The following is a 17,891-nucleotide window of genomic DNA, read 5'->3' as shown; positions in this document are numbered from 1 at the left end:
GCCACCACATACTGGTCGAAGCTGGTCAGATCGAACTTGGCGACGCCGACGGAGGCCGCGAAGGCGGCCCCGCGTAACCAACGGATGGAGACACGATGAGCATGGTCACGAGGACGGACACGCGGCCGCCTGCGCCGCACGTTGCCGACGGCCACGATCTGATCCGCGTTCAGGGCGCGCGGGAGAACAACCTCAAGGACGTCAGCGTCGAGATCCCGAAGCGCCGGCTGACGGTGTTCACCGGCGTCTCCGGCTCGGGCAAGAGCTCTCTGGTGTTCGGCACGATCGCCGCGGAGTCGCAGCGGCTGATCAACGAGACTTACAGCACCTTCGTGCAGGGCTTCATGCCGACGCTGGCGCGGCCGGAGGTCGACCTGCTGGAGGGGCTGACAACGGCGATCATCGTCGACCAGGAGCGGATGGGCGCCAACTCCCGCTCCACCGTCGGCACCGCCACCGACGCCAACGCGATGCTGCGGATCGTCTTCAGCCGGCTCGGCGAGCCGAGTGCCGGGCCGTCGTTCCACTACAGCTTCAACCTGCCCGCCGGCGCCTGCCCGCGCTGCGAGGGCATGGGCAGCGTCACCGATATCGACCTCACCCAGCTCTTCGACGACTCCAAGTCGCTCGCCGAAGGCGCGATCACCGTCCCCGGCTACAAGGCGGACGGCTGGTGGACAGTGCGGATCTTCACCGAGTCGGGCTTCCTCGACCTGAACAAGCCGATCCGCGACTACACCGAGACCGAGCTGCACGACTTTCTCCACCGCGGGCCGACCAAGGTCAAGGTCAACGGCGTCAATCTCACCTACGAGGGGCTGATCCCGCGGGTCCAGAAGTCGTTCCTCTCCAAGGACCGGGAGGCGATGCAGCCACATATCCGGGCGTTCGTGGACCGGGCGGTCACCTTCACCGCCTGCCCCGAGTGCGGCGGCGGCCGGCTCAACGAGGCGGCCCGGTCGTCGCGGATCGGCGGAATCAACATCGCCGACGCGTGCGCGATGCAGATCAGTGACCTGGCCGAATGGGTCCGCGGCGTCGGCGAGCCGTCGGTGGCGCCGCTGCTCGCGACGCTGCGGCAGACTCTCGACTCGTTCGTGGAGATCGGGCTGGGCTACCTCTCGCTCGACCGGCCGTCGGGCACGCTGTCGGGCGGCGAGGCGCAGCGCGTCAAGATGATCCGCCACCTCGGCTCCTCGCTCACCGACGTCACCTACGTCTTCGACGAGCCCACCACGGGTCTGCACCCGCATGACATTCAGCGGATGAACGACCTGCTCCTGCGGCTGCGGGACAAGGGCAACACGGTGCTCGTCGTGGAGCACAAGCCGGAGACGATCGCGATCGCCGACCACGTCGTCGACCTCGGCCCCGGTGCCGGTACGGCGGGCGGCACCGTCTGCTTCGAGGGCACCGTCGAGAGGCTGCGGGCCGGCGACACCCTCACCGGCCGTCACCTCGACGACCGGGCCGCCGTCAAGGAGACGGTGCGGACGCCCACCGGCACGCTGGAGATCCGCGGCGCGACGGCGCACAATCTGTGCGACGTCGACGTCGACATCCCGCTCGGGGTGCTCGTCGTCGTCACCGGCGTCGCCGGTTCCGGCAAGAGCTCGCTCGTGCACGGGTCGATCCCCGCCGGCGCGGGTGTGGTGTCGATCGGCCAGGGCGCGATCCGCGGCTCGCGACGGAGCAACCCGGCGACGTACACCGGACTGCTCGACCCGATCCGCAAGGCGTTCGCGAAGGCCAACGGCGTGAAGCCGGCGCTGTTCAGCGCCAACTCCGAGGGCGCCTGCCCCAACTGCAACGGCGCCGGCGTCATCTACACCGACCTGGCGATGATGGCCGGCGTCGCCACCACCTGCGAGGAGTGCGAGGGGAAGCGGTTCCAGGCATCGGTGCTGGACCATCACCTCGGCGGCCGCGACATCAGCGAGGTGCTCGCGATGTCGGTGACCGAGGCCGGGGAGTTCTTCGGCGCCGGCGAGGCGCGCATACCGGCCGCGCACGCCGTTCTCGACCGGCTCGCCGGTGTCGGGCTCGGCTATCTCAGCCTCGGCCAGCCGCTCACCACACTGTCCGGTGGTGAGCGGCAGCGGCTCAAGCTGGCCGCCCACATGGCCGGGAAGGGCGGCGTCTACGTCCTCGACGAGCCGACCGCCGGCCTCCACCTCGCCGACGTCGAGCAGTTGCTCGGCCTGCTCGACCGGCTCGTCGACTCCGGCAAGTCGGTCATCGTCATCGAGCACCACCAGGCGGTCATGGCGCACGCCGACTGGATCATCGACCTCGGCCCCGGAGCCGGCCACGACGGCGGCCGGATCGTCTTCGAGGGCACCCCCGCCGACCTCGTCGCCGCCCGCTCCACCCTCACCGGCGAGCACCTCGCGGCCTACGTCGGCACCTGACCGGGGCCCTCACCGGCACCGTGAGACGAGGATCCACCCGGCTACCTCACCGCCTGGCCGCGGATCGATCCGCCGGGCCGCCGGAAGGTCCGCCTCGCCTCAGGCGGGCGAACCGCAGGAGGGCTGCTCCGGCGAAGTAGGCGGCCAGCGCCGCCGTGGGAAGGCCGGCGGGACCATGGTGTCCCGGACCGGCCAAGGCGATGCCCAGGAGTCCGGCCAGCACGCCGGTCACACCGACGGCGGTGAGGACGCGGGCGCCGCTTCCCGGCCGGGGACGCGGGCCGGTACGCCGTTCGACTGGCCCGAACACCGCGACCAGCAGGCCGAGGATCAGTGCCAGGACGGCGAGCCAGGGCAGGCGCAGCAGCAACCAGGAGACGGACCCCGCAGGGGGCTGCGGGAGCAGCCCGGTCGGATACAAGGCCAGTACGCCGAGCACGGCGGCGGTCATGTGCCACAGGAACAGGGTCATGATGACCGAGTTGACCGCGACGACGGCCGTCCACGGGCCTATGCCGCGTAGCCACCGGTTGGCCGGGTCGTGGAGCAGCAGCGCGAGCCCGGTCTGGGCCGTGGCCAGCGCCAGCAGGGCCAGGGTGGGCGGCGAGGTGTTCTGGATCTCCTGCCTCGCCGCGCCGACCATGCTGATCGGGTAGGGACCGAACACGGTGAGCGTCACCAGAGCGATCAGCCCGAGGAGAGCCAAGGGCAGCGCGACGGGCCGCCGAGACGGCAGGCGCCCGTCCTGCCAGGCGAAGCCGAGTTGGTGGACGGCCAGCCAGGCGAACAGGAAGTTGCCCTCGCTCGCGTACGGGATCCGCAAGGTCAGCCGCGCCATGTCACCGGCTCCTACCAGGACGGCCAACACGATCGGCACGGCCAGGCCGTAGCGGCGGTGGAGCGCGTGCATCGGCGGGGTAAGGACCACCACGGCCAGATACGCCGCCAGGAACCACAACGGGATCCCGGCCGGCCAGGTCGCCGCGCCGATCAGGGCGGGATCGGCTCCCGCGGTCTCGGCCGCCAGAGCGGCCGTGGTAAGCACGGCCAGCAGCATGGTGGTGGGCCGCACAAGCCGGTCGGTACGGCGCAGCGTCCAGCCGACGGCGTTGCCGCTGTGGCGGCGGTGGGAGGCGAGCGAGGCCGCGTTGGCGAAGCCTCCGACCAGGAAGAAGATCGGCATGACCTGGAACAGCCAGGTCAGCGGGCGGGTCCACGGCACGATGTCCAGGACGTTGGCCCCGTGCAGGCCGCCGTCGTGGGTCACCTGGACGGCCAGCCAGTGCCCGGTCACCACGACGGTGATCGCGACAGCACGCAGCAGGTCGACATGGCGGTCCCGGTCCGCGGGGGTCTGTTCGGCCTTTCGCCGCAGCCTCCTCGCCGCTCGCCGGATGGCTCCCATGACTGTCCGGCCTCACGCGGTACGCGCGGTGGCCCGGGCCTCGTACACCGTGTGTTCTGTCATGTGGGGCCCTTACCCACTCGGGCGCGGAACGCCTGCGATCCTCATGTCATGCTGGCGGCCGACCGGGCTGGTCCACGTGCTTTCGTGGTGGATGTGTACTCCCGGGCGATCGCCGGGGGTGTCCCCCTGGGATTCGTCAAACTGTCCGAACGGTCCGGTACAGCCGCTTTGCCCCCCACTGGTTTCTGCGGTCTTGCGATCCCAGCCCTGGCCCTGGCAAACCGGCATTGCCGTTGGCCGGGGTGAATCACCGCTCCACGCAGGGGCGTGGCGCGATGAACCCGGGCATCACCGGTGATCAGGCGGGCTACAAAGTAGGCGCATAACGGCGCAGCAGAGTCATGCCCAGGACGGCCTGGGCGGGTTCCAGCGTGGTCTTGCCGTCCTCGATGTCCCACAACGCGTTCTGCAGGATGCGGCCAAGCGTCCACCCGGCCGCCCGCTGCCGGTCCAGGCCGAGCACCTCGGTGAGGAGGTCGAAGCGGCGGAGGACCGTGCGGGTCACGTCGCCGGTCGCCACCACCGCCTCTTCCCATCGGCTGTCCAGCGCCGGCCACAGGTCGAACCCGGGGTCGCCGGCCAGCGGTTCGGGGTCGATGGCCAGCCATGGTTCCCGTTGCCCGGCGAGGATGTTGTCGTAGTGCAGGTCCCAGTGCAGCAGGCGGTCACCGGGTTCGCCGATCAATTCGGCCACGGCGGACGCGCAGGTGCGTACCAGTTGTTGCTCGGCCGGGTCACGCAACGCCGACACAGCGCGTGGAACCTGGTCCAGCATGGCGGCGGCGATGTCGGCCAGGCGCCGCAGGCCAGGTGGGGCGGGCACCGCGACCAGGCGCGCCATCAGTTCGGCGAGGATCCGCATGGCGGCATCGTCGTCAGCCACCGACGACAGCGGCCGGGCCGCGTCCAGTCGTTCCAGCAACATGGTGCCGGTGTCCGGGTCGTGGTCGAGCAGGCGCACCACGCCGTTGCCGTCCCATGCCCGCAGACCAGGCGCGGCGCCGGCGTTGTCTTCGCTTGCCTGCTGGAATTTCAGTACCGCGGGCGCACCATCCGCGCGGATCACCGGCAGCACGAGCGAGGCCTGGCCGTGTTCTGCGGGGCCGTCCGGCCGCAGTGTCCAGTGGTCCAGGAAGTCCGCGGCCAGTCGGGGCAATCCGGCGATCCAGGCACGGCCGGACGCATTGTTCTCGCCGTACGCCGCGGCGAACGCGTCGGGGACGTCAACGGGGATCGGCGTGCTCATGTCGGGTGTCTCCTTCGTGGGTTTCGTGCGGGATGCGAAGAAGGTCTCGGGGGTGCCCGGCTTCTGGGCCCTCCACTTCGATTCTCAACGCTCGCGTCATCGGTGGGGCAGGTAGTTGGTGTTGGAGTACGACCCCGGAGTGTCGCCCGGCGGGCTGAAGGCGGGTGCGGAGACGCCCTTCTCGATCAGCTCGATGCCGTGAAACCGGGTGAACCGGTGGTCGTCCAGGCTCTGCGGCCTCGTGTCGGCCACGGCCGGGAAGGCCCTGAGGAGGGGCAGGCGTACGGGAGGTATTCGGCAAGACCACTGGTGTGGTTGATCAACATCCGGACCGTGATCGCATCGCCGCCTTCTCCGGGAATCAGCAGATACGGGCCGCAGGGTGAGATGGTTGCTGGTCAGCGTTGTGTGTGAGGGTGGTTTCAATCCCCGTCACGAACTTGCAGTCGCCGGCTGGGCGGGTGCCAGCCGTGTGTGAGGAGGTCGAAGACCTCTTCGATGGTTGCCCGGGGATCCCGCAGGCCCCGGGTGAGTACCGGTATGTCCAGCACGAACCGGGCGAGTGCGCGGCAGGCGATGTTGTCGTGGCTGACGCCGGCGTCATCGGCGATAGCCACGCTGAGGGCAGCGGTGTGCCGGGTCCACATACGTTCGGCGTACTCCTGCAGCGCAGGCGTGGAGTCCACGAGATCGGTGAATTCGGTCCGTAGCGGGTGGGTCGCGACCTGGAGCCGGGACGCGAGGACGTGTTCGCGGAGTGCATCGACGATGCCTTGACCGGCGGGGCGCTGGCGTACCGCGGCGATCAACTCCGCCTCTCGGTCTTCTTCCTGGTCGAAGACCAGTGCCTCCTTGCCCGGGAAGTGCTTGAACAGCGTTGTGGTCGATACGTCGGCCGCTTCGGCGATGTCTCTGATACTCACCCGGTCGTAGCCCCGCTCCAGGAACAGTCGCAGGGCGGCGTCGGCGATCGCTTGACGGGTTGCCGCCTTCTTGCGTTCACGACGGCCGACGACAGGTGGGGTGTCCATGCACACACCCTACCAAAAGTGGCCGCAGACAATTAGTGGACCAATTGCACTTTTTCACTCGTTCTGCTTTTATGTGGTGGCGGGCTGCCGCCCGCTCCCGGAATCTCGGGGACGACGTGCACGAGCGGCTGCGGTAAGCGACCGGGCGGTGTGAACGGCCCATCGCGGTTCCTCGCCAGGGACCGGCAGGCGAACACGGCTTGCGGCCCCCGTGCGCTACAGGCGGTCGCGTCTGCGATCCCCGGCGCGGCCCGCGCACCGTCATGAACGAAAGGGACCAGTCATGAACTCACCAGTACCGGCCGCCGCGAGGATCAGCATCATCGGGGCAGGACCCGGTGGCCTCACCTGTGCTCGCATCCTGCGAAAGCACGGCATCCCCGTGACGGTCTACGACCGCGACACCCACCCGGAGGCGCGCGACCAGGGCGGCACCCTCGACCTGCACGCCGACGACGGGCAGCTCGCCCTGCGCGAGGCCGGCCTGATCGAGGAGTTCTTCAAGCTGGCACGCCCGGAGGGACAGGAGATGCGCCTATTGGATTCGACGGGGCGCATCCTGGGCCACCACGTCCCGGCCGAAGACGAGCTCTTCAAACCGGAGATCGGCCGGGGCCGGTTACGCGATCTGCTGCTCAGTTCGCTGGAGTCGGGGACCGTACGGTGGGACCACGCCGTCGAGAGGGTAAGCGGCTCGGCCGACGGTCCCCGACGGGTGCACTTCCTCGATGGCACGACCGTCGAGGCTGACCTGGTCATCGGGGCCGACGGCGCTTTCTCCCGGGTACGGCCGGCGGTATCGCCGGTCGCGCCGCAGTACACCGGGGTCAGCTTCCTGGAGGCGTGGTTCCAGGATGTCGAGAACGCGCACCCCGGCCTCGCCGCGCTCGTCGGTCAAGGGAGCGCCACCGCAGCCGACGGCGACCGCGCTCTGTTCGCCCAGCGCAACAGCGACGACCACATCCGGGTCTACATCATTCAGCGCCTGGCCGCCGACTGGATCACCGCGAGCGGTCTGAACGCCGGCGACACCACCGGGATCCGCGCCCGGCTGCTCGACGCCTATTCCGGCTGGTCGCCGCCCATGCTCCAGATGATCACCAACAACGACGGACCGTACGTCGATCGTCCTTTGTTCGCCCTGCCGGTCCCGCACACCTGGGAACCCACACCGACCGTGACGCTGCTCGGCGACGCCGCCCACCTCATGCCTCCGCTCGGCGTCGGCGCCAACCTGGCCATGCTCGACGCCTGCGAACTCGCCCTCGCGCTGGCCGGCTCCACCACGGTCGCCGACGCCATCACCGCCTACGAAAAGACCATGCTCCCCCGTGCGGCGGACACGGCCCGGATCCTCGAAAACGGCGCCGAGGCTCTGCTTGAGCGGCACGACAGCGGTGAAATCGCAGGATTCGGCCCGCCCCGGCGCTGACCGGTCAACCGATACCGACCCCTACCCAGACACCTCAACCGCTCTGGCACCACGTCGTCGCGGACCCTGGTCCGCGCCGTGTGCAACAGGCCGGCGATCAGTGTCAGGCGCTTGTCCTCATCCAGCGTCGTACAACCAGGCGGCTCGCACCGTTCCCGGACCAGCTCCTCCGACGCCACAGGCATGAGCGGGCACGTTAGGGCGCTCAACCAGCGTAAACAGCCGACGTCACCGAACCGTCGTCAAGATCGACTCCCTGGCGCCAAAATCCGGACCGATCCCCCCCCGAAGGCCGCACCGCCTCCGGCAACCGTAGAGGCCGCGTCGCCGCCCGGCGCCCGCCCAACGCCGACAACTTCTTTTGTATTGACAAAAGAAGTTGTCGGTAACTATCGTCAAGGCATGTTCGAAGTCGGGATAATCGAAGAGGCCGGTGCCGCCGAGGTGGCACTCGACCCCATCCGGGCGCGCCTGCTCGCACTGCTGGTGGAGCCGCACTCGGCGACCAGCCTGGCGGCGATCGTCGGGCTGTCCCGGCAGAAGGTGAACTACCACCTGAAGACCCTTGAGACCCATGGCCTCGTGGAGCTGATCGAGGAGCGGCGCAAGGGCAACGTCACCGAGCGGGTGCTGCGGGCGACCGCCGCGTCGTTCGTGATCTCGCCGTCGGCGCTCTCCGAGGTCCAGCCCGACCCGGCCCGCTCACCCGACCGGCTCTCCGCGCGCTGGCTGCTCGCCGTCGCAGCCCGGCTGGTCAAGGAGGTGGGCACGCTGATCACCGGCGCCGCCCGCGCGGGCAAGCCGGCCGCGACGTTTGCCCTCGACGGCAATGTCCGGTTCGCCTCGGCCGCCGATCGCGCGGCGTTCGCCCAGGAGCTGACCGCGGCGGTCGCCGCCCTGGTGAGCCGCTATCACGACGAGCGCGCCCCCGGCGGCCGTGACCACCGGGTCATCGTCGCCATCCACCCGAGCCTCCGCTCGGACACCGCACCGCAGATCGACGCGGGCGGCATCGACACCAAGGAGTCCTGAAATGTCGCATGAATTCCGCCTCACCCACGACATTGACCTCCAGGCCACCCCCGAGCAGGTCTGGGCGGCGATCGCGACCGGCCCCGGCGTCGACTCGTGGTTCATGGGCAAGAACGAGATCGAGCCTCGCGAGGGAGGCAATGCGTCCATGACGATGCCCGGCTTCACCGGCGAGTCCACGGTCACCGCCTGGGAGCCGCCGCAGCGGTTCGGCTACCGCGCGGCGCCCGGCGAGGACGGCGCGTTCATGGCGGCCGAATACCTCATCGAGGGCCGTGACGGCGGCAGCACCGCGCTGCGGTTCGTGCACAGCGGCGTTCTGGCCGGCGACTGGGAGGCGGAGTACGACGCGCTCCGCAAGGGCAACCCGCTCTACCTGCGGACCCTCGCGCGGTATCTGGAGCACTTCACGGGCCGCACCGCCGTGCCGGTCACCGCGTTCGGCCCGCAGCAGCCCGACCAGGACCTGGTCTGGGCCGGCCTCACCCGCGCCGTGGGTCTGCCGGAGCAGGTTGGCGAGGGCGACAAGGTGCACTTCACGGTCGGCGGCCAGACTGTCGACGGGGTGGTCGACACGGTGCTCGCCCCTGGTTTCCTGGGCGTGCGGACCGATGACGCGCTGCTGCGGTTCGTCGGTGGCGGCGGCGTCATCCTGACCGGCCACCACATCTTCGCCGACGTCGACCAGGCCGCGGCCGAGCAGACCTGGGGCGCGTGGCTCGCGTCCGTCTACGCCTGAATCACGGGTTCAGCGCCGACGGCACCCCGGTCACCGGCGCATGGACCCACTCCCGCCCGGATCAACGTCGTGATCATAGAGTTCCGGGACGACGGCCGCCCGGGCGGGGCGGCCGTCATCTGGACTGGTAGAGGAACTCCAGCCCCAGGGGCGTGAGCCGGTGCCGGACGGTGTTGCCGTACCGCTCACTGGCCACGAGCCCGGCGGCGCGCAGGAGTGAGGCGTGCTCGCTCGCCGAGGCCATCGAGATGCCGAGGGTTCTCGCGAGTTCACCCGTCGTGCGGATCCTGTCGCTCAGAGTCCGCAGAACCGAGGCGCGCGTGCGGCCGAACAACCGCCGCAGCACCTCTTCGGTCGGCCCTGTTCCCTGGGCGGCCCGGGTCAGGAACGAGACCGGTTTGTGGCCGACCGGGTACAGGAGCACCGGCGGCAGGGAGGGGTCGTGGAAGGTCACGGGGTTGATCGCGCAGAAGAACGCGGGGATCAGCACCAAGCCGCGGCCTCGCAGGTCCAGGTCCTGGTCGTTTCCGTAGGCGAGCTCCACCGTGGTGCGGGGGGCTCTCCGGACCGACGGCTGATCCTTGAGCCGGAGGATCGCCGACACCGGCCCTTCCGCCGCGCCGCCGATCGATGTGGCGCCGCGCTCGGCGATCTGCGAGATGTAGCCCCAATACGGCCGCAGCGCCACGTCGAAGTAGGTGCGCATGGACCTGCCCAGCGTACGCACGGCCGCGCCGTCCTTCCGCGCCAGCGCGTCCGCCCAAGGCGGCCGCAGGCCTTTGCCGAACCGCAGGTCGAGCTCCTCGGCAACGCGCTGACGTGGGGTGTTCAGAACCGCGTCGATCCCGTCCCGCGGGTCCTCTCCCCCGACGAGAGGACTGAGGAAATCCGGCGAATAACCTTGGGACGGTACGACATCCAGAAGTATCCTGCTCTCCGGCGGTATCCGGGCCAGCGCCCTCTGCCGCCACTGCCCGAAGACCAGTTCGTCGGATGCCGCTCCCAGCATGTACAGGCTGAGGACGATCTCCCACATGGGATCGGGTTTGGAGACGACGCGGAGCCGCTCCCAATCTTGGGAGGAAAAGTGGATGCGCAGCATCTCGCGTTCCGTCTCACTCTCCCCAGAACACATGGACGGAGCGGATCACACGGTCGGCCGCAGTGATCCAACTGGGGCGAACCCCGTGAAAGTCCTCTCTCGTCCACGCTCACCGGCGTCCGGGCCGCCCCGGGTGGCCCTGCACCAGGCGAAAAACTCCGGCTAGACGGATCGCCGTCGAACATCGGAACGTCATGATTTCTGACTCCGGACACCAGTATGCCGAGACGCGGGCGAGATGTCGATCTCCAGGAGGGGGGAGATCACGCCCCCGTGCCCCGCCCGTCACCTCCGTTTTTCGGCGACCACCGAAACAGCGCCCGATCGCCTTTCTGGTCGGCGAGACCCGACCTACCGTTTCCGGTGTGGATCTACAGGGGAATCAGCACCGAAGGGGGAAAGAGCGATGATGCGCGTCTCGAAGAAGATCGCCGCGACGGGACTGGTCGCGGCCGCGATGACCGCGGGGACACTGGTGACGGCCGCTCCCGCGTCCGCCGCCACCTATGGCGGGCAGTGCGGCAGCGGATACGGCGTCGTCAACCACTTCAACCTCCCCGACAGCCGGGGCACGGTGTTCCTGACCTACAGCTCCTCCACCGGCCGGAACTGTGTCGTCACCGTACGGACGAACCCCGGGGCCGCCACGCTGACGGAGGCGTACCTCAGGCGGTCCTCCACCTCCACCTGGACCAGGGACAGCGGCAACTACACCACCTATGCCGGGCCCGTCTACGTGTCGGCTGCGGGTCATTGCGTCGACTGGGGCGGCACCATCGGCACGGCCACCCAGTTCCGCTACGGCACCAACTGTGGCTGATCCGAACGAAGAGCCTGGAACGATCAGGAAGAAGGAAGGCCATATGACGCCCGTCAAAAAGGTCGCCGCCGCAGCGGTGTTCGCCGTCACCGCACTCGCCGGGGCACTCGCCACGGCGTCGCCCGCAGCCGCGGCGGCCTACGGAGGCGAGTGCGGATCCGGCTACAGCGTCGTCAACTCCGCCGCGATCGGTAACAAGGGAACGGTGTTCCTGACCTACAGCTCCTCCACCCGGAAGAATTGCGTGGTCGCCAAGCGGAACACCGCGGGTTCGGCCGTGCTGGTCGAGGCGGGTCTTTCGATCAGCCCGGCCGGAAACCACTGGGATGTCTATGACGGCGGCAACTACACCAGCTACGCGGGCCCGATCTACCTATCCGCGGCGAACAGGTGCGTGGACTGGATGGGCCGGATCACCGGCACCGAGGGCGGCAAGCGCCGGACCAACTGCGGCTGACGCCCGGTCACGGCAGCCGCGCTGACAGCTGACCGAGAGTGGTCGCGGTCGTCGTACCCGCGGCCGCCGATTCCATCAACGAGGGCCGCGGTGTGTCCCGCGGCCCTCGTTGACCGTGCCGGCGTGTCCCGGTCTTCCCCGCGGCCGAGTGGTGAATCCGGTGATCCGTTCCGGGTGGGCGTGCGCATAGCGCAGAGCGGGCGCGGTGCCCGCCGGGTGCCCGATGAGGAACTGGAGGTGTCCGAGGAGATGGCCCGCCCGGCCGGCCTGACCGCGGCACGCTGGCAGGTCGTCGGCGCGGTACTGCACGAACCGCTGCCGGTGGCCGGCATAGCCCGCGTCATGGGCCTGACCCGCCAAAGCGCGCAGCGCACCGCCGACCTGCTGGTGGAGCAGGGGCTGGCCGAATACCGCCCCAACCCCGCGCACCGCAGGGCCAAACTCCTGGTCGCCACCGACCGGGGGTTGGAAGCCGTACGCCGTATCAACCCGGCTCACCGGGCGTTGGCGGATCAACTGACCGACCAGCTGGGTGGAGTGGAGGGGTTTCGGCGGTTAGCGCACGCTCTGGAGAAGTTCTCAGCGGCACTGGACACCGTCGAACGGACTGATCCCCTTCTCCCTGGATCTCACCTTGAGGTGACAGAAGGCAGCGTCACGTAGTCGACGGGGTCTCCGGCGCACTTGTTCATGAGCGCTTACGCCGATGGGCGTCCCGGCGCCCCGTGGTCAGGGCTGTTGTCCGGCACCGGGCCCGGCGAAAGCGAACGGAATCAGGCCGGTTCCGCTCGCGTGGCGGGCGCGTCCGATGGTTGGTAGACGGCGGGGAAAGGCAGTCGCGGTGACAGGTACCGCGGCCGAGCCGGTCGGCCACCTGAACGGTCAGCTGCGTCGCCGTCGCGGATGTGGGACAGCGCCTCCAGATGAACGCCACAGCGGACCGCCTTCCGGTCGTCACTCGGAGGCTGACCCTCCTCGCAGACCGACCCTGGCGCCTGACCGTCGGAAGGCTGACGTTGCCTCCAGCCTTCCGATGGTCAGACGCCGCCGACCGTTCCGATCATCCTCACGAGCCTTTTCGGTTGCTCGGCCGAAATCAGTTGGCGGGCTTGCCGAACCAGCGGGAGAGGTGGTCGTCCAGATCCTGCTGATCGTCGCCGATCCAGGCGACGTGGCCGTCGGGGCGTAGCAGGACGCACGGAACATCCAGTACCGCGGTGGGATCCGCGAGGTAATCGACCCGGTCCGACCAGCCGCCGACGGCCAGGCGTTCGGTGCGGTCCAGCAGCAGGCCGCGGCCGCGACGCAGCAGACCGTAGAGGTGGCCCTGTTTCACGTCGATGTCGCGCAGGCGGCGGCCGAGCAGGTCGGGGCCTGCGCCGAAGTCGTAGCGGATGCCGATCGCGGTGATCTTCTCGATCAGATGGCGGTTCACCTCGTCGAAGTCCATCAGTTCGGTGAGCAGCCTGCGCACGGCCTGCGGGCCCGGCTCGGTGGACAGCAGTTCCATCTGGGCGCGGGTGTTGTCCAGCACGTCCTCGGCGACCGGATGACGTTCGGCCTGGTAGGTGTCCAGCAGTGTTTCCGGGGCCCAGCCGCGGATCTGCGCGGCCAGTTTCCAGCCAAGGTTGAATGCGTCCTGAACGCCCAGGTTGAGGCCCTGACCGCCGATGGGTGGATGGATGTGCGCCGCATCGCCGGCCAGTAGCACCCGCCCGACCCGATAACGTTCGGCCAGCCGGGTGGCATCCCCGAAGCGGGACAACCAGCGCGGGGAGTGCACGCCGAAATCGGTTCCGGCGATGGTGCGCAACTGGTGTTTGAAATCCTCCAGTGTGGGCGGTTCCGCGCGGTCGCTGACTCCCGCGGCGGGGACTACGACGCTATAGACCCCTCCGCCGAAGGGCCGGAGCCAGAATCGCTGACGGGTCTCGCTGATTTCGGTCACCTTGGCGGCGATCTCCTCCTGCGGCACGCCCACTTTCATCTCGCCCATCAGGGTCTCGGCCCGCGAGGGCTCGCCGGGGAAGCCGAGACCGAGCAGTTTGCGCACCGTACTGCGCGCGCCGTCACAGCCGACGAGGTAGCGCGAACGCAGCTGTTCCCCGTCGGCCAGCTCGACGGTCACCCCCTCGTCGTCCTGCTCGAAACCGGCGACCGCGCCACCGCGCCGGACCTGCGCGCCCAGATCGATCGCATGTTCTTCGAGCAGATGAACGATGACCGGCTGCGGGATGCCCAGCAGATAGGCGTGCGCGGAATCCAGGCCCTCGGGCGCGGGTTTGGTGATGGCGGCGAAGAAACCGCCCGCCGGACGCTGTCTTCCGTGTTCGAGAACGCGATCGAGCAGTCCGCGCATCGCCATCAGCTCGATACTGCGAACATGCAGACCGACCACGCGGACGAACGACACGGGCTCGGTTTCCTTCTCCAGAACGAGTACCCGCACATCGTGCAGCCGCAGTTCAGCGGCCAGCATCGCACCGGTCGGCCCGCACCCGGCAATGATCACGTCGAACGTGAGGGGCGCGCGGTCGGCGCCGGAGGCCGACGACCGGAGTCCGGGGACGTCGCCCACGGTGAAGTCGCGCTCGCCTCTGTCGTTCGACGACGACTCGGCGGTGACCTGTAGAGAGTGCATAGGTGTTGCCTTTCGGGAGTGCCCTGTTGGCGAGGCGCTCCCGGCGACACCTACGTCAATCGCCCGACCGTGACGGGAAGAGGGAGCACCCACATCGATACAGCGTTCATGGGTCTCACCTCCTTGGGCGGTGTCACGGTCAACCGCAAGCTACAAGCCCGAGCGTCACCCCGTCCACTCCTTTTCCGGCCACGTGATCACGACTCCGAAGGGGTCCGTGCGGCTGCAGGGCGAATCCGGCGTGGCGGCCCGGCCGGTCCCGGGCCACGGTCGACGGCCTGATTCCGGCCGCCGCCGGGTCGGACCGGATCTCGGAAGGCGCTGCCCTGATGAGGTTCGCTCGTGGCCACTACGCGAACCGGTCGTAGGCGGGCTTGACGACCAGCGCGATGACGACGCACAGCAAGACGACCCGAATGAACCGACTTCCGCGTTTGAGCGCGAAGTGGATGCCAAGCCGGGCACCCGTGAGGTTGCATGCGGCCAGTGTGGTCATCTCGCCAGGCTGATCTTCATAGACTGCCGGGACGGGTTACCGATCGCCGGGTGCCCGCGACGGTGGTCGCAGCACTTACCGGCAGTCCGCCTCACAGCAAATGGTAACCAATAAGATACGTTGCGTCATGTTGAGAGGTGGGGATCACAGCGAGGCACACATCACCCGCGAGAAAGGTCATCCCCTGATGCGCACTCGTATCCGCCTGGCGGCGCTGGCGGCCGGCGCCGCCGTCCTGGCCGTCGGCGGCACGATGCCGACCTCGGCATCGGCCACAACCCCGGTTTCGGCCCCCGGTACCCGCTACCAGCTGCTCGCGCCTTCTGGCATCACCTATCTGCCCGCGAACGTCGACCTGCAGCCCACCGCGTCCGGCACCTGGGCCAACACCGGGTTGCAGGTCACCCTGCCCGTGGCCGGTACCTACGCGCTCGACCTGAACGTCCGGGCACGGCTGCAGGCAGGTCCCCCGGTCAACACGTACATGGTCGCCCGTCTGTGGAACGTCACATCAGGCGCCGCCGTCCCCAACAGCGAGCGGATCCTCAGCCAGCTCATCGACTACACCGCGGCCGGCGCCGGGGCCATCGCCAAGAACACGACCTCCCCGATCAGCGAGCGCATCACCGTGACCGGGCCGACCACGATCCGGTTGCAGGCTCAGCGGGTCAACGCCGCCGGCGCTTCGACCATCGCCGCCATCTGGAGCGACGGCGCCGGACGCACATCCTTCCGCTTCGACAGGATCTCTTGATCGGATCGCGCGCCGGTGGATCCGGCCCCTGAGACCCCCCGAGTGTTCGGTGCGCCGGGCAGGAAAAGGGGCCGCGGGACATCGGCACGAAAATCCGTGCTGAGCGTCTCCGGGGAGGAGCCTGCGAACAGCTGTTAGCACCGAGGACGGCCGTGGAGCCTCGGCACTGCCGGCTGACTGGACACAGCATGAACCCCGTCCAGTCAGCCGGCGGCTTCACCCCGGTCATACGCCTCCCCACCGGTTCCCTCGCCGATTCGGTCCCATGAACCGTCCAGCGGCAGGCCACCGAAACCCGCCCCCACCGGACGGCGCGACGGGCCTCGTGGTGGCACCGTCCGTTGCCTTTCGTCACCCCGGGATACTTCACGGCTGGTGGTTTCGCGGCTGGTGGTACGGACCCGCTTGGAGGGCTCTGGCCGAAGCGAGGTGATCGCCGCGCGGCGACGGCGTCGACCTCGCCGCGGTCGCCGAGGCGTTCCCGTCCACCGTCCGGTTCTCGAATCCGGGCCCCCCGCGCCTACGCCGCCGAACGCCGTCCCGTCCCCGTGTGTCGCCAAGCGGCCGCCGATGTCTGCCCCCACACCGGACGCGCCCGCCTCGGCTATGAAAGCGCCCGCTTCCTGCTCGACCACTACGCCGGACTGGACCTCCACCAGCTTCGGCACTCCGCGGCCACCCAACTCGGCGACGCCGAAGTCCCCCTCAAGCTGATCATGGGCAAGACCCGGCGCAAGAACCCCCGCACCGCCATGCGCCAAGGTCACAGAACATCTCGCCCCATCCTGCTGTCCCCCGAGGGCCGGATCCGGGGCCGCTTACGGCTGTTCCCGGTTGGCTGCCCCGGCCTGACCTGCGACACCCCGAAGCTCCGCGATCACCGCACGCTCCCGCAGCTGAGCGGCCTCCGAACGCGCCGCATCCATCTGCTCGCGCAGATCGGACAGCCTCATCTGCTCCATGGCGAGTTGCATCCGGATCCTGTCCCGCTCCGCCTCCGCCTCCGCGACTTTCGCCGCGGCCTGCCTCTGCGTATCGGCGATCTGCTCGGCGGCCCGCTCCTCCACCTCGGCCAGCTGCCTGGCCATCCGTTTGGCGGCCTGGGCCGCCTGCCGATCCGCGCGAGTCGCCTGCGCCCGCGCCTCGGACGCCTCGGCCACCGCCTGGGCCCGGGCCTGTGCTTCACCGTCGGCCCGGGCCTGCGCCCGATCCCGCTCGGCCGCGAACGCCTGGGCCTTGGCCTCGGACGCGACAACGGCCCGTTCGGCCTCGGCTCTGGCCTCCTGCGCGATCTCCGCCGCACGCTCCGCCAGGTCGCGCTCCACACATGCCTGCTCCGCCTGCCGCTGCTCCTGCGCGGCCACCGCCCGCGCCTGCCCCGCCTCGGCCTCGGCGGCCTCCACCCGCCGGGTCATCTCCCGGACCGCCGCGTCCCTGTCCGTCTCGGCCCGCTCCGCCCGTCGGCGGGCCTCCTGCTCCGCGTGTTTGGCCAGGCGCTCGGTGGCCGCCGCCTCGTGCAGCGCGGCCAGCGCCTGCTCCCTGGCGGTCTCGGCGTCGGCCAGCGCGACATCCCGCTCGGCGTTGGCCTCCTCCACCCGCCGCGCCATTCCATCCCGCTCCCGGCGGGCGTGGCCGGTGGCCTCGCGTGCCAGCCGCACCTGCTCGAACGCCTGCTCCCGCTCGGTGCGCGCGATCGCCACCCGGGTGTGGGCCTCGGCCTGCACCGCGCTCAGCTTGGCCTCCACCCCCGCTGGGCTCAGCTCGTCGGCCAGAACCTGCGCCAGCGGTGCGATCACCGCCGCCATGCCCTTCTCCATGCGCTCGTAGAACTCCTCCGCCCGGGCCAGCGCGCCTTCCAAGCCGGGTGTCGCCCGCTTCAGCTCCCGATCCCGCTTGGCCGCCGTCTGGCAGTCGCCCTGCGGGCAGTACGCCCGGGGACGTCCTCGCCCGGGACGCTGCTCTATCGGCGTACCACAGTGCCTGCACGGCGTCACCGCGCCTGACCTCTGACCCATCTCATCAGGATAGCATTTTTGATTTTCTAGAAAAACAAAATAAATAATTACGATCTGTTGCACGTCGGGCACATACTGCCAACTACCGGGAATGTAAATTCCCGCAAGTTGACCCCTGCCCCGGCCTCGGGGGCCAATGGGACCGCCAGTAACGGCCTTGGGGAACAGCGGTTAACGCCAAGCGGGTGATCATGGACTCGATGCGGGCCGCGGGCGGGTCTACCGCGGCTCGGCGTTCGGGTGGGGC

General features: G+C 69.4%; 16 protein-coding genes. 8 read left to right on the top strand and 8 right to left on the bottom strand.

The genetic code is table 11. The features are described 5' to 3' along the window. Positions 1–95 precede the first annotated feature (95 nt). Positions 96–2,411, top strand: a complete 2,316-nt coding sequence (locus tag ABZ194_RS06905) for an excinuclease ABC subunit UvrA (RefSeq protein ID WP_355593198.1) — start codon at positions 96–98, stop codon at positions 2,409–2,411. Between the two features lie 46 nt (positions 2,412–2,457). Here ABZ194_RS06905 and ABZ194_RS06900 read toward each other — a convergent pair whose 3' ends face one another. The 4 genes from ABZ194_RS06900 to ABZ194_RS06885 all read right to left on the bottom strand — a co-directional run bounded on the left by ABZ194_RS06900 (position 2,458) and on the right by ABZ194_RS06885 (position 6,156). Then, a complete protein-coding gene (locus ABZ194_RS06900) occupies positions 2,458–3,816 on the bottom strand; it encodes an acyltransferase (RefSeq protein ID WP_355593196.1) in 1,359 nt (452 codons plus the stop codon). 370 nt (positions 3,817–4,186) lie between these two features. Further along, positions 4,187–5,125 carry an aminoglycoside phosphotransferase family protein gene (locus tag ABZ194_RS06895; RefSeq protein WP_355593194.1) on the bottom strand — a complete coding sequence of 313 codons (939 nt, stop codon included), beginning with the start codon at positions 5,123–5,125 and terminating at the stop codon, positions 4,187–4,189. Positions 5,126–5,221: 96 nt separating this feature from the next. After that, on the bottom strand, positions 5,222–5,377 hold the full coding sequence (locus ABZ194_RS06890) for a hypothetical protein (protein ID WP_355593192.1): 156 nt from the start codon (positions 5,375–5,377) through the stop codon (positions 5,222–5,224). Positions 5,378–5,547: 170 nt separating this feature from the next. Continuing rightward, positions 5,548–6,156, bottom strand: a complete 609-nt coding sequence (locus tag ABZ194_RS06885; protein WP_355593190.1) for a helix-turn-helix domain-containing protein — start codon at positions 6,154–6,156, stop codon at positions 5,548–5,550. A gap of 283 nt (positions 6,157–6,439) precedes the next feature. Here ABZ194_RS06885 and ABZ194_RS06880 point away from each other — a divergent pair, with 283 nt between their 5' ends. The 3 genes from ABZ194_RS06880 (at position 6,440) to ABZ194_RS06870 (ending at position 9,359) form a co-directional block, all read left to right on the top strand. Beyond that, positions 6,440–7,588 carry an NAD(P)/FAD-dependent oxidoreductase gene (locus ABZ194_RS06880; protein ID WP_355593188.1) on the top strand — a complete coding sequence of 383 codons (1,149 nt, stop codon included), beginning with the start codon at positions 6,440–6,442 and terminating at the stop codon, positions 7,586–7,588. Positions 7,589–7,990: 402 nt separating this feature from the next. Further along, positions 7,991–8,620, top strand: a complete 630-nt coding sequence (locus ABZ194_RS06875; protein ID WP_355593186.1) for a helix-turn-helix domain-containing protein — start codon at positions 7,991–7,993, stop codon at positions 8,618–8,620. A gap of 1 nt (position 8,621) precedes the next feature. Continuing rightward, the gene (locus tag ABZ194_RS06870; protein WP_355593184.1) at positions 8,622–9,359 is read left to right on the top strand and encodes an SRPBCC domain-containing protein; all 738 of its coding nucleotides are present in this window, start codon (positions 8,622–8,624) and stop codon (positions 9,357–9,359) included. Between the two features lie 115 nt (positions 9,360–9,474). Here the strand turns inward: ABZ194_RS06870 and ABZ194_RS06865 are convergent, their stop codons facing one another. Beyond that, a complete protein-coding gene (locus ABZ194_RS06865) occupies positions 9,475–10,461 on the bottom strand; it encodes a helix-turn-helix domain-containing protein (protein WP_355593182.1) in 987 nt (328 codons plus the stop codon). A 457-nt stretch (positions 10,462–10,918) separates the two neighbouring features. On the opposite strand from ABZ194_RS06865, the gene ABZ194_RS06860 reads away from it, so the two are divergent. The 3 genes from ABZ194_RS06860 to ABZ194_RS06850 all read left to right on the top strand — a co-directional run bounded on the left by ABZ194_RS06860 (position 10,919) and on the right by ABZ194_RS06850 (position 12,401). Further along, entirely contained in the window at positions 10,919–11,281 is a 363-nt protein-coding gene (locus ABZ194_RS06860) for a spore-associated protein A (RefSeq protein ID WP_355593518.1), read from the top strand. Positions 11,282–11,324: 43 nt separating this feature from the next. Beyond that, positions 11,325–11,738 carry a spore-associated protein A gene (locus ABZ194_RS06855; protein ID WP_355593180.1) on the top strand — a complete coding sequence of 138 codons (414 nt, stop codon included), beginning with the start codon at positions 11,325–11,327 and terminating at the stop codon, positions 11,736–11,738. A 180-nt stretch (positions 11,739–11,918) separates the two neighbouring features. Continuing rightward, positions 11,919–12,401 carry a MarR family winged helix-turn-helix transcriptional regulator gene (locus tag ABZ194_RS06850; protein ID WP_355593178.1) on the top strand — a complete coding sequence of 161 codons (483 nt, stop codon included), beginning with the start codon at positions 11,919–11,921 and terminating at the stop codon, positions 12,399–12,401. Between the two features lie 433 nt (positions 12,402–12,834). Here ABZ194_RS06850 and rox read toward each other — a convergent pair whose 3' ends face one another. Together rox and ABZ194_RS06840 are read right to left on the bottom strand one after the other, a co-directional pair. Beyond that, positions 12,835–14,379 carry a rifampin monooxygenase gene (gene rox / locus ABZ194_RS06845; protein ID WP_355593176.1) on the bottom strand — a complete coding sequence of 515 codons (1,545 nt, stop codon included), beginning with the start codon at positions 14,377–14,379 and terminating at the stop codon, positions 12,835–12,837. A 349-nt stretch (positions 14,380–14,728) separates the two neighbouring features. After that, positions 14,729–14,875: a hypothetical protein gene (locus ABZ194_RS06840; protein ID WP_355593174.1), complete on the bottom strand. Its 147-nt coding sequence runs from the start codon at positions 14,873–14,875 to the stop codon at positions 14,729–14,731. Positions 14,876–15,062: 187 nt separating this feature from the next. On the opposite strand from ABZ194_RS06840, the gene ABZ194_RS06835 reads away from it, so the two are divergent. Further along, entirely contained in the window at positions 15,063–15,629 is a 567-nt protein-coding gene (locus tag ABZ194_RS06835; RefSeq protein WP_355593172.1) for a hypothetical protein, read from the top strand. Positions 15,630–16,447: 818 nt separating this feature from the next. On the opposite strand, the gene ABZ194_RS06830 is transcribed toward ABZ194_RS06835, so the two are convergent. Next, on the bottom strand, positions 16,448–17,644 hold the full coding sequence (locus tag ABZ194_RS06830) for a hypothetical protein (RefSeq protein ID WP_355593170.1): 1,197 nt from the start codon (positions 17,642–17,644) through the stop codon (positions 16,448–16,450). Positions 17,645–17,891 lie beyond the last annotated feature (247 nt).

The organism is Streptosporangium sp. NPDC006007 (assembly GCF_040614315.1).
Classification (GTDB): Bacteria; Actinomycetota; Actinomycetes; order Streptosporangiales; family Streptosporangiaceae; genus Streptosporangium.
This window is presented reverse-complemented; position numbering and strand designations above follow the sequence as displayed.

Excerpts from the sequence above, each read along its gene's own strand:
- ABZ194_RS06905 (WP_355593198.1), top strand. The coding sequence starts at position 96 with ATGAGCATGGTCACGAGGACGGACACGCGGCCGCCTGCGCCGCACGTT.
- ABZ194_RS06900 (WP_355593196.1), bottom strand. The coding sequence starts at position 3,816 with ATGGGAGCCATCCGGCGAGCGGCGAGGAGGCTGCGGCGAAAGGCCGAA.
- ABZ194_RS06895 (WP_355593194.1), bottom strand. The coding sequence starts at position 5,125 with ATGAGCACGCCGATCCCCGTTGACGTCCCCGACGCGTTCGCCGCGGCG.
- ABZ194_RS06885 (WP_355593190.1), bottom strand. The coding sequence starts at position 6,156 with ATGGACACCCCACCTGTCGTCGGCCGTCGTGAACGCAAGAAGGCGGCA.
- ABZ194_RS06880 (WP_355593188.1), top strand. The coding sequence starts at position 6,440 with ATGAACTCACCAGTACCGGCCGCCGCGAGGATCAGCATCATCGGGGCA.
- ABZ194_RS06875 (WP_355593186.1), top strand. The coding sequence starts at position 7,991 with ATGTTCGAAGTCGGGATAATCGAAGAGGCCGGTGCCGCCGAGGTGGCA.
- ABZ194_RS06870 (WP_355593184.1), top strand. The coding sequence starts at position 8,622 with ATGTCGCATGAATTCCGCCTCACCCACGACATTGACCTCCAGGCCACC.
- ABZ194_RS06865 (WP_355593182.1), bottom strand. The coding sequence starts at position 10,461 with ATGCTGCGCATCCACTTTTCCTCCCAAGATTGGGAGCGGCTCCGCGTC.
- ABZ194_RS06860 (WP_355593518.1), top strand. The coding sequence starts at position 10,919 with ATGACCGCGGGGACACTGGTGACGGCCGCTCCCGCGTCCGCCGCCACC.
- ABZ194_RS06855 (WP_355593180.1), top strand. The coding sequence starts at position 11,325 with ATGACGCCCGTCAAAAAGGTCGCCGCCGCAGCGGTGTTCGCCGTCACC.
- rox (WP_355593176.1), bottom strand. The coding sequence starts at position 14,379 with ATGCACTCTCTACAGGTCACCGCCGAGTCGTCGTCGAACGACAGAGGC.
- ABZ194_RS06840 (WP_355593174.1), bottom strand. The coding sequence starts at position 14,875 with ATGACCACACTGGCCGCATGCAACCTCACGGGTGCCCGGCTTGGCATC.
- ABZ194_RS06835 (WP_355593172.1), top strand. The coding sequence starts at position 15,063 with ATGCGCACTCGTATCCGCCTGGCGGCGCTGGCGGCCGGCGCCGCCGTC.
- ABZ194_RS06830 (WP_355593170.1), bottom strand. The coding sequence starts at position 17,644 with ATGGGTCAGAGGTCAGGCGCGGTGACGCCGTGCAGGCACTGTGGTACG.